Here is a 17,665-nt window from a genome sequence, read left to right as displayed (position 1 = left end):
AGTAAGGAGTCTTAAATGGCACACAAAAAAGGCGGCGGCACCACGCGCAATGGTCGTGATTCCGAGTCGAAACGACTTGGCGTAAAAGTATACGGCGGCCAAGCAATTAACGCTGGCGGCATTATCATCCGTCAACGCGGTACACGTGTTCACCCAGGTGAAAACGTTGGTATGGGTAAAGACCATACTTTGTTTGCTTTGATCCCAGGTAAAGTTCAGTTTATCATCAAAGGCGCCAAACAAAATCAATACGTTACTATCGTTCCTGCTGCAGCTGTTGCTGCGTAATTCACGGTTTTAATGTAGTGAGGTAGTTGAAAAACTACCTCTTGCCAGGCTGAACTCTTGTGGCTTATGCAATAAGTGTGGCAGCCTTTGGCAATACAAAGGCTCTGCCATTGGTAGAGCTTTTTTTATGGCATTTTTATAAATCTGGACTAAGCTCAGATTTATAAAAGTGCCTTTTTGGTTTAAGTTGTGAAACTTAAATAGTAAATTCAGCAGCAAACTTAGCAGTAAGGGAAGGACAGTAACATGAAGTTTATTGACGAAGCACGAATTGAGATAGTCGGCGGTGATGGCGGTAATGGCATCGCATCTTTTTGCCGCGAAAAATTCCGCCCATTTGGCGGCCCAGATGGTGGCGATGGTGGTAAAGGCGGCAGTATTTTTGCAGTCGCTGACCGTAATATCAATACTTTGGTGGATTTCCGTTTTTCTAAATTGCATATGGCCAAACGCGGTGAAAACGGTCGCGGCGCTGATTGTTACGGCAAAGGTGCGGACGATGTATTTTTACGCATGCCAGTCGGAACATTGATATTTGATCGCAATACCGAAGAGTTAATCGCTGATTTGACTGAGCATGGTCAAGAAGTGTTGCTGGCCAAGGGCGGCGATGGTGGGTGGGGCAATATCCATTTTAAAACCTCAACCAATCGCGCACCACGTCAGCATGGAAACGGTAAAGAAGGCGAACGTCGGGAATTGCGTTTGGAACTTAAGGTGCTTGCAGACGTTGGTTTGTTAGGTATGCCGAATGCCGGTAAATCTACTTTTATTACCGCTGTTTCCAATGCACGTCCGAAAATTGCTGATTATCCGTTTACCACGCTGCATCCAAATTTGGGTGTGGTCAGGGTTAGTCACGAAAAAAGCTTTGTTATTGCCGATATCCCGGGTTTGATTGAAGGTGCAGCAGAAGGTGCTGGCCTTGGACATCAGTTCTTACGTCATTTGCAACGTACAGGTTTGTTGTTGCATATCATTGATTTTTCTCCGTTTGATGATGTTGATCCAGTCAAGGAAGCCAAAGCATTGGCGCAAGAGTTGCGTAAATACGATGAAAGTTTGTTCGATAAGCCGCGCTGGCTTGTGCTGAATAAACTTGATATGGTGCCTGAAGATGAGCGTAAAAAGCGCGTTAAAGATTTCGTGAAGAAATTGAACTGGAAAGGTCCAGTGTTTGAAATTTCTGCACTGAATCGCGAAGGTTGTGAAGATTTAGTGATGGCGATTTATTCGCATTTGGCAGAAAAACGCACACAAGAAATTCGTGCGGAAGAAACTACCATGGAAGAAGCTGCGCATGGAATTCTGTCCATTGAGCCAGATGACCCACGTTTTAAAATCATGGATTAACACTTATTACGTTGGGTCGTTTTCATAAGAAATGAGCTACGGTGTACGCAACATGCTTGCCAATGCGAGCATGTTGCAAACAAACAGACTGCAATACCAAGACTGCAAAATTACTTTTTTTGATACTTATTAAATAGGTTAAAGGTCATGTCCACCGAGCTTCAAAGTAGCAAACGATTAATTATCAAAGTAGGTTCCTCTCTAGTTACCAATGATGGGCGTGGTTTAGACCACGCCGCTATTCAAAATTGGGCAGCGCAAATCGCCAGCCTGCGAAATATGGGCAAAGAGGTAGTGCTAGTTAGTTCTGGTGCTATTGCTGAAGGCATGTTGCGGCTTGGGTTTGTGAAACGTCCGACTGAAATTGATGAGTTGCAGGCCTGTGCTGCAGTAGGGCAGATGGGTTTGGCGCAAATCTATGAGAGTAGTTTTCGCCAGCATAACTTAGGCACCGCCCAAGTATTACTCACTCATGCCGATCTGGCCGACCGCGAGCGTTATCTTAATGCCCGCTCCACATTACGTACCTTGTTGCGTTTTGGCATTGTTCCTATCATCAATGAAAATGACACAGTAGTCACCGATGAAATTAAATTGGGTGATAACGACACATTAGGTGCTTTAGTCGCCAATTTAATTGAAGCGGATGCCTTAATCATTCTCACCGATCAAACTGGATTATTCAGTGCTGATCCGCGTAAAAATCCCGATGCCGAATTTATTCATCGCGCTACCGCAGGAGATCCTAAGCTGGAAGAAATGGCCGGCGGCGCTGGAAGCAGTATTGGTCGTGGTGGCATGTTGACTAAAATTTTAGCGGCTAAGCGTGCCGCTAATTCTGGTGCGCATACCATCATTGCTTGGGGACGCGAGCAAAACGTATTAACTCGCTTGCTGCAAGGCGAATTAATTGGAACCCATTTAGTTGCTCAAACTGAGCCTTTAGCTGCACGTAAGCAATGGTTGCAAGATCATTTGCAAACGAGTGGCCAGTTTATTTTGGATGATGGTGCAGTCAATAAGTTACTTAACGAAGGTAAATCATTGCTGCCGATTGGTGTTTTAGAGGTGCGTGGAGAGTTTGGTCGTGGTGCAGCAGTTACTTGCCTGAATCAGGCGGGCGTTGCGATAGCGCGCGGCTTAAGCAATTACTCAAGCAGCGATGCACGCCGTATTAAACGGCATGCATCCTCAGAAATTATCAACATACTTGGATTTATGGAGGCATCCGAATTGATCCATCGTGATAATTTAGTTCTATTAAATCAGTAGCTTAGAAGTAACTTCATAGTAACTTCACAAAATTTACCGAACTATTGCATCCAATGGCTGTTTTGTTTCAAAGCGCTTGAGAATGCTTTTTAAATCACCGGAAAGCGCATTTCCTGAGCAAAAATAGCCATTCGCCAGATTGGCATGCTGTAGATTTAGGCCTGTTGTATAAATTGCCGCCCATTCTGGTGATCTCGCCCTAGACCAACTGCCATCTGAACGCCCAACCGCATAAATAATTTTTTGCCGGTTGTCGCAGCTGATACCTTCATAACTAATGTTAATCGCTCCTTGCTTGCTGGTAGCCTTTAACGTGTAGCGAACTTCTTTCTGTGCGCCGGGCTGAATCGTAATGGAGTCAGGATCAATCGCAAAATCAAGTTGTAAGCTGGAATAAAAATCAATATAGCGCTGCGCAACCGATGGTAAATTGGGCGGCGCTGGCGCATCATGAGTTTCTTGTTTTTCCTGCGCAACTGCGGCATTCATTAAACTCAAAAAGAGTAGTGTAAATATTGCTCGTTTCGTTTTATTCATGCTGATTTTTTCTTGGTTCCGTGGTTTCTTGAATTGCTTCATCCTCGCCATCAATTTTTTCCGCATGATGAGGTGATTGTTGTTGTCGCAAGTAGCGCCCGGTCTGTCGTTGCTTCGGGTGTTCAGGGCGTGATAAAAACCGTGAAAGTTCTTGTAGTGCTAATTGATACACTTCACGTTTAAATTCAATCACCATGTCCAATGGTACCCAATACTCATGCCAACGCCAGGCATCAAATTCAGGGTGATTTGATGCACGTAAATTAACATCGCAATCACGCCCAGTCATACGTAGCAAAAACCAAATTTGTTTTTGCCCGCGATAATGCCCGCGTATATCACGTTTAATGAAATGATCAGGCACTTCATAGCGCAGCCAGTCGCGGGTGCGACCAATGACTTTGACGTGCTGTGGTAATAAACCGGTTTCTTCCTCTAATTCGCGAAACATCGCTTGTTCTGGGGTTTCACCGTATTTAATGCCTCCTTGCGGAAATTGCCAGGAGTGTTCCCGCACCCGTTTGCCCCACCATACTTCATTCGTAGGGTTGAGCAGAATGATGCCTACGTTAGGCCTAAAGCCTTCACGATCAAGCATGATGTCCTCAAAACTTTCTGCGGCACCTGCACAAACCACTGTATTTCAGTATAAATCATCACATAACTGCAGTTTTGGCACGAGTTTGGATCAAAAATCTGTAAACAATGGGTGCATATGCCAACTAATCCTTTAAAATTGAGTTGATTATAACCTCCTCTATTTAAAAAGAATTCATTGTTATGCGCGCAACCCGATTTTTTATTTCAACCTTAAAAGAAGCCCCTGCTGATGCAGAAATCATTAGTCATAAATTAATGATGCGAGCCGGGCTAATAAAACGCCTTGGCTCTGGGATTTACAACTACATGCCGATGGGTTTGCGAGTTATTCGTAAAGTCGAAGCGATTGTGCGCGAAGAAATGAACCGCGCCGGTGCGATCGAAATGATGATGCCAGTCGTACAACCGGCGGAATTGTGGCAAGAAACTGGCCGTTGGCAAAAATACGGCGCTGAGTTGCTCCGTGTTAAAGATCGTCATGGTCGAGATTTTATTATTCAGCCAACTTCAGAAGAAGTTATTACTGACGTAGCGCGCTCTGATATTAAATCGTATCGCCAATTACCTATTAATTTCTATCATATTCAAACTAAGTTCCGCGATGAGCGTCGCCCGCGGTTTGGCTTGATGCGTGGACGTGAGTTCACGATGAAAGATGCCTACTCATTCGATCGTGATGTTGCTTCCATGCAGGTTTCATACAAGATCATGTTTGATGCCTATGTACGTATTTTCCAGCGCTTTGGACTGCAGTTCCGTGCTGTTGCTGCCGATAACGGTGCAATTGGTGGCACTGGCTCACATGAATTTCACGTTATTGCGGATACCGGCGAAGACGATTTGGTCTACTGCCCAACGTCTGACTATGCTGCGAATATGGAAGCCGCTGTTGCTTTGCCAACTACAACTGAACGTGTAGCGCCAACGCAACAATTAACTAAAGTTTCCACACCTGGCACCGTAAAGTGCGAGCAAGTTTCAGAGTTGCTGGGAATTTCTTTAGATAAAAATGTTAAATCGCTGGTTTTTGCGGTGGATGGTACCGAAGACGGCAGTGTTAAAAAACAACTGTGGTTGTTATTGCTGCGCGCTGACCACCAGTTGAATGAAATCAAAATGCATAAAGTGGCTGGATTGGCGAACGCCCGCATGGCAACTGAGGAAGAAATTGTGGAATGGTTTGGCTGTGTTCCTGGTTACTTAGGTCCGATTGGAACTAAGTTACCGATTAATATCGTCGCGGACCATACCGTTGCCATGATGACTGACTTTGTTTGTGGTGCTAATGAAGCTGATTACCATCTGACTGGCGTTAATTGGGAGCGTGATTTGCCGTTGCCAATGGTGGCTGATATTCGTAATGTGCAGGCCGGTGATCCTTCTCCAGATGGAAAAGGCGTATTGGCGATACAACGCGGGATTGAGGTCGGCCATGTTTTTCAATTAGGTACTTCATATTCCGAAGCAATGAAAGCCACTTTTTTGGATGAAAATGGCAAACCACAGTTCTTGCAAATGGGCTGCTACGGGATCGGCGTTACCCGTATTTTGGGCGCGGCAATCGAGCAGAATTTTGACGAAAAAGGTATCGTTTGGCCAGCAGCGTTAGCACCATTTTCTGTTGTGTTATGTCCAATGAGTTACGACCGTAGCGAACAAGTTAAAACTGAAACGGATAATTTATATGTAGCTTTGCAGGCTGCAGGCGTTGATGTGATTTTGGATGACCGTGGCGAACGCCCTGGCGCGATGTTTGCAGACTGGGAGCTAATTGGTGTGCCGCATCGGATAGTGATCGGTGAACGCGGTTTAAAAGAAGGCAAGCTTGAATATCAAGGTCGCCGCGAAACTGCTGCCACAGCAGTTTCGGTTGATGAAATGGTGGCATTCATTCAGGAAAAATTAGCGGCTTAATTTATCAGCTTAATATCGCACTACTATTTCGTTGAGATTGTTTGGAATGCAGGAGTGGGGGTGCTCCACTCCTTATTTTTTATAGACTGTAAGCATGAAATTGATTCGTTTTATTGTTGTATGTTGCTTGTTTTTTGGTTTCACGAATGCTGTATTCGCCGGTAACCAAAAAGAAGAAGCAATGGCAAATTCAGTGCGCTTGGCATTAGCCAAAGCCGTGACTGATAACCGTCCGCCTAAGCCTAGTTTTACCGTGATGGATGACAGGCTCAATTATCTGCAATGGTTGGGCGAGATGTCGGATCGTTTAAAGAAAAAAATTCCCGATAACCAAACGCGGATCGAATTTTTAGAAACAACTTGGTATGAATCGAAACGCGCAGGACTAGATCCTGCCATGGTACTTGGTTTGATTCAGGTTGAATCTGCCTTCCGCAAATATGCGACGTCCGTTGTTGGCGCCCGCGGCTTGATGCAAGTGATGCCATTTTGGTCGCGTGTGATTGGTGACAGTGATGCGCAAAAATTATTTAATATGGCCACCAACCTGCGTTACGGCTGCTCCATTTTGCGTATGTATATTGATATGGAAGGTGGAAATTTATATATGGCGTTAGGGCGTTATAACGGTAGTCGGGGACAAGCTGAATATCCAAATATGGTCTTGGCATCATGGAAGAAGTGGGAGTATAAAACGCCGATATCAGGTAATTCTTAAATTAATACACAAACAAAAACGCCCGCGCGATGCGGGCGTTTTTGTTTAGGGCATTGCCCTAAAAATATTACGACAAATGTGCAGAAATGAGTTTAGTCATTTCAAACATAGACACTTGTTTTTTACCACCGAACACAGCAACCAATTTAGCATCGCCGTTGATCATGCGTTTGTTTGCTTCGTCTTGCAGTTGATGTTTTTTGATGTATTCCCAGATTTTTTTGGTAACTTCAGTGCGTGGGATTGGTGCTGCACCGATCACTGCTGCCAAAGTTGGGGATAACGTCATTGGTTTCATGAAAGCTGTATTAGCTTTTTTTACCGCTGGAACTTTTGCTGCTACTGCTTTCACTGCTTTAGCCGGTGCTGCCTTAACCGCTGCTGGTTTTTTGACTGCGGCTGCTGGTTTTTTGACTGCGGCTGCTGGTTTTTTGGCTGTTGCCATTGTTAAGCCCCTTGAGAAATGAGTGAATAATCTAGGTTAAAAAGTAGCTTGAATACGCGGTAAAAAATACCGCACGTCACGCACCGCTTATAGTGGTGCGGATTTATTTGCTGCGCAAGTGTTTTTTGATGAATTTGTGCGTATTTTTCACTGAATTTTCATAGAAACGGTTTTTCTGTCGAAAAAAACCGTTTCATTCCTCTGTGTGGGGCTATTTTATGGGTTTTTAGCGGTTAGGCATCATGCCCTTCATGCTGCGCATCATTTTCATCATTCCACCGCCTTTGAGCTTTTTCATCATCGATTGCATTTGCTCAAATTGCGCCAACATGCGATTTACTTCTTGAATTTGCACACCGGCACCGGTGGCTATACGGCGTTTGCGAGAAGCTTTAATCAGGTCAGGTTTAGCGCGTTCTAAAGGCGTCATGGCGTTGATGATGCCTTCCATGCGTCGCACCTGTTTTTCAGCCATGCCCATATTGGCACCGGCGGCGGCCTGTTGCATTTGCGCTGGCAGTTTGTCTAGTAAGCCGGACAAGCCGCCCATTTTTTTCATTTGCGAGATTTGTGCCTTGAAGTCGTTGAGGTCAAATTTGCCTCCGCTCTTCATTTTTTGAGCTAAATCTTGCGCAGCCGATACATCCATGTTTTTCTGGGCTTCGGCAACCAGCGCCAAAATATCACCCATACCCAGAATGCGATTGGCCATACGGCTGGCATCAAACGCTTCCAGACCATCCATTTTTTCTGAAACGCCAGAAAACTTAATCGGCACACCGGTAATATGACGCACCGATAACGCCGCACCGCCGCGTGAATCACCATCTAACTTGGTGAGAATAATCCCGGTCAGTGGCAGCGCGTCATGAAAGGCGCGTGCGCTATTGACGGCATCTTGCCCGACCATGGCATCGACGACAAATAAGGTTTCAATTGGTTTGACAGCAGTATGAACCGCGGCAATTTCTTCCATCATGGCAGCATCGATACCGAGTCGCCCGGCGGTATCAATAATTAATACATCGTGATGATGTTTTTTAGCGAAATCGAGTGCAGCCAAGGCGATATCGACTGGCTTATCTGTGCTGTGACTAGGGAAAAAGTCAGCGCCTACTTGTTCTGTCACGCTTTGTAACTGCGCAATCGCGGCCGGACGGTAAACGTCGGCTGATACAGTCAACACTTTTTTCTTGTGATTTTCACGCAAGAATTTGGCTAATTTACCGACTGACGTGGTTTTACCTACACCCTGCAAGCCGGCCATTAAAATGATGGCCGGTGGCTGGGTGGCGAAATTGAGTTGTGATGCAGCCGCACCTAAATCTGCGCCCATTAACGCTGCTAATTCGCGCTGCACTACACCGACTAAGGCTTGTCCTGGGGTGAGCGAAGAAATGACATCTTCACCTAATGCTTTTTCTTTGACCTTGGCGATAAACTCACGTACCGCTGGCAAGGCAACGTCGGCCTCTAATAAGGCTAACCGGACTTCACGCAGCATTTCGGCGGTATTTGTTTCGGTTAAGCGCGCTTCGCCGCGCATGGTTTTAACTACTTTGGCAAGTCGTTGAGTCAGATTATCTAGCATGGGAATGAGTATCTTGGAAGGATGAATGCGAGCCGCAAAGTGGCATTTTACCTGATGGTGCGCTGTGTGGAGAAATTCGGGACAAATTCGGGCATTATTCTGCTGAATTCAAACACCCACCCCTTGTTTTTTTAATATATGTAATATATTAGCAATGGCTTGATTTTGTTGACAGTAGGGTTGACAACTTTGCCCACGCGTTACCTTCGATCAATCATATCCGCAATTAAAATCCATTGTTTATCAACCGTTACGCGTGGTGCCGCAGGGGTTTTGAGTGGCATGCCACTCACTTGCGTAACGTTCTGCGCGCGCAGGCACAGATTCCCTCCCTATAGGGACACAGGGGGCATGATGAACTTGTGCCCACCCGGCAGGATTTTATTTGGTCACATAAAAAATTATCGAATTATTGCCATTGCCCGCATGTTATGTTTTCATTCGTCCGATCCACATAGTGTAAACTAATGCCATGCAAACATATTTAACAATTACCGCTGCCGTACTCTACGCAAGTTGTCTGTTTTTGCCAACGCGCCTGCGCTGGCTTATCTCCCTCATCATTGTGCTTGGCTGGTCGGTTCATGGCACTGCTTTGTGGTTGGAAATCAGCTCACCCGCCGGTATTCGATTGGGCTTTGCGCTGATGCTGTCGACCGCAACATGGGTCTCTGTGCTTGCGTATTGGCTGGAGAATTGGAAATTACCATTAGAAGGCTTACGCATTTTGGTGTTGCCGGGTGCTGCTATTCAAGTGCTGTTGCCGCTCTTTTTCCCTGGGCAGTTAATTTCAATTGACGGTAAATCAATCTGGTTTACCGGTCATATTGCCATCGCTTTACTTGCATACAGTACGCTAACAATTGCCGCTTTTCATGCAGTGTTAATGGCGATGCAAGAAGCGCGTTTGCATAATCGGGCTTCGATATTTTCCGTTGGCTGGATAGGGGCGACGTTAGAGCGCTTGCCAGCCTTGTTATTGATGGAGAGAATTTTATTTCGCCTGGTATTTATTGGTTTTATTTTACTTAGTTTGACCGTATTAACCGGCGTGGTTTTTTCCGAAGATGTGTTTGGCGTGGTGTTTAAATGGGATCATAAAACCATCTTCACGTTGTTGTCATGGGGTTTGTTTGGAATATTATTGGGCGGACGTCGTTTGCGCGGTTGGCGCGGAAAAACGGCACTTGGCTTGACTTTATCTGGCTTCACAACCTTGTTATTGGCGTATGTGGGTAGTCGATTTGTATTTGAAGTGATCTTGCACAGGAGTTTTTTATGAGATGGTTGGTGTGGCTAGTGTTAGGGTTGTTAGTGTATTTAGCTGTGCGCAGTCGCGCTAAAACACTGCAAGAAAATTTCCGCAATTCAGCACGTGCTGAATTTGATGCGCAAGCCGGTGCATCTGCCCAGCCTGCTGCAAAGCCATCATCTCCAATTGAAAATATGGTGGCATGTAGTTATTGCCAGTTATACCTGCCAGCTTCGGAAGCAATTAGTGCCAATGACCATTATTTTTGTTGTGAAGAGCATGCTCAGTACTATTCAAACGCCTCCTCAAAACCCGCCGCATGAAACAACGCCGCAGTGCTCAAAACCCTAATGAAACGCTCTGGCGCTCATTAAAAACCCTCAGCATTACCCGGGTTTTAATTGCCTTGATATTGTTGATCTTGTTGGGCTTGAACAATAGTAAATATATCTGGTCGATTGATCCGCATTTATATCGTGATATTTGCCTGATTTATATATTTGGCGGACTGGGTTTTGTCGCGCTGCAAACTCAGTTGAAGCAGTATTTTCTGTGGCAGCTCAGTGCTCAAGTCACGTTTGATGTGCTGGTAATCTCAGTTCTGTATTTTTTTGCAGGCGGTATTAATAGCAGTTTAGTGATTTTGTACTTGTTCCCTCTGGCGAGCTGCGCCATTTTGGCGCCGTTAATTTGGGCCTTGTTTCTGGCGTCGGTGGTCGCATTGTATTTGTTGCTTGGAAGTTCTTTTCAAGTTTTACAGACTGGTTCTGAAATTGCCGTTTCCAGCTCTGGCTTGTATGGCGCAGCTTTTTTGGCGATAGTCTATGCCGTAAACCGTTTGGCTAATCGCTTGATACGCCAAGAAGAGCTGGCAAGGGAGCATGGTAAAAATCTACGCATACAGCAAGAAATTAATAAATTAGTTGTAGCCGATATGGGCGACGGGATTATTGTGGTTGATTCTACAAGCCGAGTTTATGCGAGTAATCCGGCGACTAAGCAGATGTTGGGAATTACAATTATTCCTGGAGTAAGCAAGTTGAGCGAAATGCCGAGTTTGCTCCCGATTGCAGACGCTTTTTACTCTTGGCGGAAACAAGTGCCCGACATTGATCCGGTCTGGGCAGATACCATCGCTTTTGCGGCGGTTGATCTGCATGATGACTCAACCATCAGCGACTCTGTAATGGTGAAAGGCGTGCGGCGCGATGTCGTCACGCATTTGAAACTACGCTTTGTGAATGTGAATGCTGAATTTGGCGCCAGTGATGAGCGTTGCATTATTTTTTTACAAGATGCATTCGAAATTGAAAATCAGGCACAGCAATTGAAATTGGCTTCCATGGGGCGCTTAACGGCAAGTATTGCGCATGAAGTCAGAAATCCGCTTTCCTCGATTTCATATGCAGCCGCCTTGTTGGGCGAATCTGATATTAGTCCCGAACAAGGCCTGCGCCTAGTTAAAATTGTGAACGATAACGTGGTGCGCTTGAATCAGTTAATTGAAGATATTTTGCGTTTGTCACGTAAAGCACAAATTAATGTTGAGCCATTTTTATTAAAGCCAGCAGTACAAGAAATTTTGCAGGAATTTCAGGAAACCCACGGATTAGCGCCTGAGGTCATTCATCTATCCGCGCCAGATGCGATGATGATACGCTTTGATCCGCTGCACTTGCGTGAAGTGCTGGTGAATTTGCTGACCAATGCAATCCGCTATGCCAGTGGCGCAGTTAGCAGTATACAACTGTTTGTGGTGGCCGATTTGGCTGATCAACTCGAATTGCACGTACGTGATGATGGCCCGGGGATTACTGCAGAGGTGCGAGCGCACTTGTTTGAGCCCTTTTACACCACATCAAGTCGCGGTACAGGATTAGGCTTATACATGGCACGCGAATTATGTTTGAATAATGGTGCATTGCTCGATTATGAATATCGCGTAACCGAACTCGGTGTTAATAATGCCAACACTAAAGCAAATGGGCGTTTTGTGATTACCTTTGTTAAACCCAAATAAATAATATGCAACAAATCAAAAATCCCTCTGCCAGTGTCCCGCGTATTCTTGTGGTGGATGACGAGGCGCATATTCGTGAGCTGTTAGAAATTACGCTCATTAGAATGGGAATGGATGTAGATAGCGCAGAAAATTTAACTATTGCCCGGCAATATTTTGCGCAAAATAATTACGCCTTAGTGTTGACTGATATGCGTTTGCCCGACGGCTTGGGTTTGGAGTTGGTTGAAGAAGTCGCAAAAAGTAATAAAAATACTCCAATCGCTGTGATTACCGCCTTTGGTAGTACCGATAACGCGGTTATTGCCTTGAAGGCAGGTGCGTTTGACTACGTTTCCAAACCAGTCGCCCTCGATCAGCTCAGAAAATTAGTCAACTCGGCCTTACAGGTTAGTCATATTAAATCGTCGGCTAATCACACTGTGACCAACGCTTCACGGCTGCTTGGTCAATCTCAAGCCATGCAAGACTTGCGAAGCCAAATAGGGCGGCTGGCGCGTAGCATGGCTCCGGTGTCGATTTGTGGTGAATCTGGCAGTGGTAAAGAATTGGCGGCGCGTGAAATTCATGCGCAAAGTGCCCGTGCGAATAAGCCTTTTGTGGCGGTTAATTGCGGCGCCATTCCTGAAGCACTGATGGAGGCTGAATTTTTCGGTTATCGAAAAGGTGCGTTTACTGGTGCAAATGAAGAGCGCGACGGCTTTTTTCAGGCGGCTAATGGCGGCACCTTAATGCTGGATGAAGTAGCCGACTTACCGCTGGCGATGCAAGTTAAATTATTGCGTGCCATTCAAGAGCGAGCCGTGCGCAAGATCGGTGCAACGGCAGAGGAAACTGCCGACGTGCGGATCATTAGTGCGACTCATCAAAACCTGGAAGAATGCGTTGCGAATAAACGCTTTCGGCAAGATTTGTATTACCGCCTGAATGTTATTGAACTTAAACTGCCATCCTTGCGTGAGCGGCTCGATGATGTTGCCTTGTTATCAGAAGGTATCTTGCAGCGACTTTCTGGAAAAGCGGTAACACTTTCGCCGGATGCTTTAAACGCTTTGTTACACTACGATTTTCCCGGCAATGTGCGCGAATTGGAAAATATTCTGGAACGTGCTTTGGCGTTTGCCAATGACGGCATCGTAGAACTCGCTGACTTAGCGTTGAAACAGGCTAAATCTACGCTAACACCGGCGGGATCATTTGCTAGTGTTGATATGTTGCTTGATGTGGCAGAAAAAAATACTGCTGATTCTGTTTCGGTAGCTCCAACACCAGCAACAGCACCAACACCAGCAACAGCACCAACACCAACTCAAGCAGCAACTCAGGCTCCAGCGCCATTACCTGAAGTTCCACCTATCGCTGTGAAGGAGGTTCCTGGGCAAAATACGCAGACCCCAGTTGCAGCAAGCATTCCTCCTGGCGGGTTTAAGCACTTTGACGATGAGCTGCCGAAATCTTTACCCGCATATTTAGAACAGGTCGAGCGTGAAATTATTCTACGTGCCTTGCAAAAAACGCGTTACAACAAAACTCAGGCTGCAGAATTATTGGGTGTGAGCTTTCGCCAGCTACGTTATCAGATTCAAAAATTAAAAATTTATGAGGCGGAGTGAGCGTGTCTAACCCATTATCACTACCATTAATAGCCATGCAAGATGGCTGGGCTAGCCAGGCAGAGCAGCAGGCTTCACCTAATTTTGATGCGCGCCCAACGGCGTGCGCGCCAGAGTTGCTGGTAATTCATGCGATTAGTCTGCCGTTGGGGCAATTTTCTGAGGCAGGTGCTCAAGCATTTTACATCGCTGATTTATTCTTAAATCAACTGGATTATTCCGCGCACCCTGACTTTGAGCAGCTTAAGGGAGTACGGGTCTCAGCACATTTCCTGATTCGGCGCGATGGTAGTCTGGTGCAATTTGTTAGCACTGATCAGCGCGCATGGCATGCGGGCTTGTCTGATTTTATGGGGCGTACACGTTGCAATGATTTTTCAATTGGGATCGAATTGGAAGGGTCTGATTTTGTTCCGTTTGAGGCGGCGCAATATGTCACGTTGACCAGATTAACGGCTACTTTAGTGCAACATTATCCAATACAACATATTGTTGGGCATCAAGACATTGCGCCTGCTAGAAAGACAGATCCGGGTCCATTCTTTAACTGGCAGCAATATCAAGACTTGTTACACCAGCACTTCCCGTTAGTACTCACTAACGCCGCAATACGCTTTCACGCTGATCGTTAAAAAAGTCAATCTCTACGGCAAAAAGTTTGTCTAAAAATACCCAACAAATAAATTAAAAAGCGGTTGCATTGTTAAATGCAGAGCACTAGAATTAGTCAAAATTATGAGGTGGCTTACTAGATATAGTGTTTTTTGCGCATTTACCCCTAAATGTCTGAGCATTGTCAAGTAACAGCAATAGCGTGAGTCGCTCTTAGTTTAGATAGTGTTAATTAGCGTTTTTGACTCGTTACTGATTCTGTATAAAGTAAGCAATACACCCCAAATAAATTATAAATATTAAAGGGACTTACGCAAAACCGCTCCAGCGGCGTTACACCTCCTTGTCGTACAAGTTTACTGCCATCGTCGGCGTGCCTTGCTGGAACAATTTTGCTTAAGTCCTAATCGAATCGAATGGCACGTTACTTATGTGCCATTTTTCACCAATGTCACTCTGGAGGCTAAATGCACTCTTCAATTGAAATCCCTGGCACATCTCACCTAACTCCAACTCAGAACACACCAGTTGGAATTAACCCTTTAGAGCCTGTTCAAACTTACGGCGAATATCGCATTATTCGCCGCAATGGCGCGGTGGTTAGTTTCGAGCCGTCCAAGATCGCGATTGCGCTGACTAAAGCGTTTTTGGCGGTAGGCGGCGGGCAAGGTGCGGCATCAGCGCGGGTGCGCGAATTAGTAGAGCAATTAACTTCTGGCGCGGTTGCCGCATTAGTGCGTCGCCAACCAGCTGGTGGCACATTTCATATTGAAGATGTGCAAGATCAGGTTGAATTAGCGTTGATGCGTTCTGGCGAACATGATGTAGCACGTGCTTACGTGTTGTATCGCTTTAAACGCATGGAAGAGCGCCGTGTTCAGCACGAAGCCAGCCACCCTGAAACAGCTGCAGCAAGCCAGATACAAGTTTTAGTAGATGGTAAAAGCCAGCCTTTGGATGTGCAACAAGTTCGCAGCTTAATTAATGCCGCTTGCGTTAACTTGAATCAATTGGTTGATGCTGAAGCGATCCTGACTGAGACCTTAAAGAATTTGTACCACAACGTGCCGGTGGAAGAATTGTACAAATCCGCTATTTTGGCGGCACGCGCCATGATGGAAAAAGAACCGGCATACAGCCAGGTTACTGCTCGTTTGTTATTGCATACGATCCGTCGCGAAGTGTTTGGACAAGAAGTTTCTCAGCAAAATGCCGCCGCGCGCTATGTGACGTATTTCCCTGAATTTATCGCCAAAGGTATTCAAGCCGAATTGCTGGATGCGCGTTTGGCGGAATACGATTTAGCCAAATTAAGCCAAGCCTTGGTTGCTGACCGTGATTTGCAGTTTGGTTATTTAGGCCTGCAAACTTTGTATGACCGTTATTTCTTGCATATTGAAGGCGCGCATATTGAAATGCCGCAAGTATTCTTTATGCGGGTAGCGATGGGCTTGGCGTTAAATGAAGCTGATCGTACCGGCCGTGCGATTGAATTCTATAACTTGCTGTCCAGCTTTGACTTTATGAGCTCGACACCAACCCTGTTTAATTCCGGCACATTGCGTTCCCAATTGTCGTCTTGCTATTTGACGACAGTGTCTGATGACCTGGAAGGCATTTATGACGCGATCAAAGAAAACGCGTTGTTAGCTAAATATGCTGGCGGCTTGGGTAACGATTGGACGCCAGTGCGCTCTTTAGGCGCACATATCAAAGGCACCAACGGTAAATCACAAGGTGTAGTGCCATTCCTTAAAGTGGTGAATGACACTGCGGTGGCCGTGAATCAGGGAGGTAAGCGTAAAGGTGCGGTATGTGCGTATCTGGAAACCTGGCACATGGACGTGGAAGAATTTTTTGAATTGCGTAAAAACACCGGTGACGATCGTCGTCGTACGCATGACATGAACACCGCAAACTGGATTCCTGATCTGTTCATGAAGCGCGTCATGGAAAAAGGCGAATGGACTTTGTTCTCCCCATCCGATGTACCGGATTTGCATGATAAATACGGTCGTGCTTTTGAATCGGCGTATACAGCTTATGAAGCACAAGCAGCGCGTGGCGAAATTAAAATCTTTAAAAAAGTACAAGCCTTAGACTTATGGCGCAAGATGCTGTCGATGTTGTTTGAAACTGGTCATCCTTGGATTACTTTCAAAGACCCATGCAATATTCGCTCACCGCAACAACATATTGGCGTAGTTCACTCCTCCAACTTGTGTACGGAAATTACGCTCAACACCAATGCGACAGAAATCGCTGTATGTAATTTGGGTTCAGTGAATTTGCCAGCGCACATGAAAGACGGCAAGTTAGACCACGTTAAACTGCAAAAAACAGTACGTACAGCCATGCGCATGTTGGATAACGTGATCGATATTAACTACTATGCAGTTGAGAAGGCGCGTAATTCCAACATGAAGCACCGTCCGGTTGGTATGGGTATTATGGGCTTCCAGGATTGCCTGCACATGATCCGTACTTCCTACGCATCTAAAGAAGCGGTGCAGTTTGCCGATACATCGATGGAAGCGGTGTGTTACTACGCTTACCTGGCTTCCACAGAATTAGCGGAAGAACGTGGCACTTACAGCAGTTACCCTGGCTCTTTGTGGGATCGCGGGATTTTGCCTCAAGATTCATTGAAGTTGTTAGCGGAAGAGCGTGGTGGCTATCTGGAAGTGGATAATAGCTCTGCGATGGACTGGAGTCTGGTACGTAGCCGTATTAAGCAATTCGGTATGCGCAACTCCAATTGCGTGGCGATTGCGCCAACGGCCACGATCTCTAACATTATTAATGTGTCGGCTTGTATCGAACCAACTTATCAAAATCTGTATGTGAAATCGAACTTATCGGGCGAATTCACTGAAATCAACGAATACCTGGTCCGTGACTTAAAAGCGCGTGGCATGTGGGATGAGGTAATGATCTCTGATTTGAAATACTTTGACGGTAGCCTGGCTAAAATTGACCGCATCCCAGCCGATTTGCGTGAATTATATGCAACGGCGTTTGAAGTGGATACGTTGTGGGTCATTGAAGCGGCGGCACGTCGTCAAAAATGGATAGATCAGGCGCAATCGTTGAACATCTACATGGCTGGTGCATCGGGTAAGAAATTAGATGAAACCTATAAAGCAGCCTGGTTGCGTGGTTTAAAAACCACTTACTACCTCCGTACGATAGGCGCTACTCATTCTGAAAAATCAACCTCCAAAACCGGTGCATTGAATGCAGTGGCAGTGGATGGTGCGCAAGGTTCCATGATGAGTTCAGGCAGCACCGCCGGTAGTTATAACGCTGCAACATCAGAAACCGATGGCCCAGCCTGCATGATGCGCCCGGGTGATGCTGGGTTTGAAGAGTGCGAAGCTTGCCAATAATTAATCTGTATTAATCTGCATTACTTAGGACTTACGCAAAACTACTCCAGCAAACGCAACG

The 17,665-nt window shown here is 45.8% G+C and carries 15 protein-coding genes; 11 read left to right on the top strand and 4 right to left on the bottom strand.

Translation table 11 applies throughout. The features are described 5' to 3' along the window. Window positions 1-15 precede the first annotated feature (15 nt). From rpmA to proB, 3 genes are all read left to right on the top strand, one after another. Entirely contained in the window at window positions 16-288 is a 273-nt protein-coding gene (gene rpmA / locus S2091_RS19690) for a 50S ribosomal protein L27 (RefSeq protein WP_105533672.1), read from the top strand. A gap of 246 nt (window positions 289-534) precedes the next feature. Beyond that, on the top strand, window positions 535-1,641 hold the full coding sequence (gene obgE / locus S2091_RS19685; RefSeq protein ID WP_105533671.1) for a GTPase ObgE: 1,107 nt from the start codon (window positions 535-537) through the stop codon (window positions 1,639-1,641). Between the two features lie 147 nt (window positions 1,642-1,788). Then, window positions 1,789-2,913 carry a glutamate 5-kinase gene (gene proB / locus S2091_RS19680; protein WP_105533670.1) on the top strand — a complete coding sequence of 375 codons (1,125 nt, stop codon included), beginning with the start codon at window positions 1,789-1,791 and terminating at the stop codon, window positions 2,911-2,913. A 33-nt stretch (window positions 2,914-2,946) separates the two neighbouring features. Here the strand turns inward: proB and S2091_RS19675 are convergent, their stop codons facing one another. Both S2091_RS19675 and S2091_RS19670 read right to left on the bottom strand, forming a co-directional pair. Then, a complete protein-coding gene (locus S2091_RS19675) occupies window positions 2,947-3,450 on the bottom strand; it encodes a CNP1-like family protein (RefSeq protein WP_165795046.1) in 504 nt (167 codons plus the stop codon). Beyond that, window positions 3,443-4,048: an RNA pyrophosphohydrolase gene (locus S2091_RS19670; RefSeq protein ID WP_105533693.1), complete on the bottom strand. Its 606-nt coding sequence runs from the start codon at window positions 4,046-4,048 to the stop codon at window positions 3,443-3,445. The genes S2091_RS19675 and S2091_RS19670 overlap by 8 nt, the downstream gene beginning before the upstream one ends. A 182-nt stretch (window positions 4,049-4,230) precedes the next feature. Between S2091_RS19670 and S2091_RS19665 the strand changes: the two genes are divergently transcribed. Next, window positions 4,231-5,964, top strand: coding sequence for a proline--tRNA ligase (locus tag S2091_RS19665; protein WP_105533668.1), 1,734 nt, complete (start codon window positions 4,231-4,233; stop codon window positions 5,962-5,964). A gap of 94 nt (window positions 5,965-6,058) precedes the next feature. After that, the gene (locus tag S2091_RS19660) at window positions 6,059-6,682 is read left to right on the top strand and encodes a lytic transglycosylase domain-containing protein (protein ID WP_105533667.1); all 624 of its coding nucleotides are present in this window, start codon (window positions 6,059-6,061) and stop codon (window positions 6,680-6,682) included. A 67-nt stretch (window positions 6,683-6,749) separates the two neighbouring features. Here the strand turns inward: S2091_RS19660 and S2091_RS19655 are convergent, their stop codons facing one another. Together S2091_RS19655 and ffh are read right to left on the bottom strand one after the other, a co-directional pair. Then, window positions 6,750-7,127 (bottom strand): SWIB/MDM2 domain-containing protein, encoded by a 378-nt coding sequence (locus S2091_RS19655; RefSeq protein WP_105533666.1) that lies wholly within the window; start codon window positions 7,125-7,127, stop codon window positions 6,750-6,752. Between the two features lie 226 nt (window positions 7,128-7,353). Beyond that, a complete protein-coding gene (gene ffh / locus S2091_RS19650) occupies window positions 7,354-8,718 on the bottom strand; it encodes a signal recognition particle protein (RefSeq protein WP_105533665.1) in 1,365 nt (454 codons plus the stop codon). Window positions 8,719-9,190: 472 nt separating this feature from the next. On the opposite strand from ffh, the gene S2091_RS19645 reads away from it, so the two are divergent. The 6 genes from S2091_RS19645 (at window position 9,191) to S2091_RS19620 (ending at window position 17,604) form a co-directional block, all read left to right on the top strand. Further along, window positions 9,191-10,000, top strand: a complete 810-nt coding sequence (locus S2091_RS19645) for a cytochrome C assembly family protein (RefSeq protein ID WP_105533664.1) — start codon at window positions 9,191-9,193, stop codon at window positions 9,998-10,000. Further along, on the top strand, window positions 9,997-10,293 hold the full coding sequence (locus S2091_RS19640; protein WP_105533663.1) for a PP0621 family protein: 297 nt from the start codon (window positions 9,997-9,999) through the stop codon (window positions 10,291-10,293). The genes S2091_RS19645 and S2091_RS19640 overlap by 4 nt, the downstream gene beginning before the upstream one ends. Continuing rightward, the gene (locus S2091_RS19635) at window positions 10,290-11,990 is read left to right on the top strand and encodes a sensor histidine kinase (RefSeq protein WP_105533662.1); all 1,701 of its coding nucleotides are present in this window, start codon (window positions 10,290-10,292) and stop codon (window positions 11,988-11,990) included. Before S2091_RS19640 ends, S2091_RS19635 begins: the two co-directional genes overlap by 4 nt. Before the next feature lie 5 nt (window positions 11,991-11,995). After that, window positions 11,996-13,603 (top strand): sigma-54-dependent transcriptional regulator, encoded by a 1,608-nt coding sequence (locus S2091_RS19630; protein ID WP_105533661.1) that lies wholly within the window; start codon window positions 11,996-11,998, stop codon window positions 13,601-13,603. A 35-nt stretch (window positions 13,604-13,638) separates the two neighbouring features. After that, the gene (ampD, locus tag S2091_RS19625; protein WP_105533692.1) at window positions 13,639-14,235 is read left to right on the top strand and encodes a 1,6-anhydro-N-acetylmuramyl-L-alanine amidase AmpD; all 597 of its coding nucleotides are present in this window, start codon (window positions 13,639-13,641) and stop codon (window positions 14,233-14,235) included. A 447-nt stretch (window positions 14,236-14,682) separates the two neighbouring features. After that, window positions 14,683-17,604 (top strand): ribonucleoside-diphosphate reductase subunit alpha, encoded by a 2,922-nt coding sequence (locus S2091_RS19620; RefSeq protein WP_105533660.1) that lies wholly within the window; start codon window positions 14,683-14,685, stop codon window positions 17,602-17,604. Window positions 17,605-17,665: the final 61 nt, after the last annotated feature.

This window comes from Solimicrobium silvestre, assembly GCF_002976435.1.
GTDB lineage: Bacteria > Pseudomonadota > Gammaproteobacteria > Burkholderiales > Burkholderiaceae_D > Solimicrobium > Solimicrobium silvestre.
The sequence above is the reverse complement of the archived record's forward strand: the minus strand, read 5'-3'. Positions and strand labels throughout refer to the sequence as shown.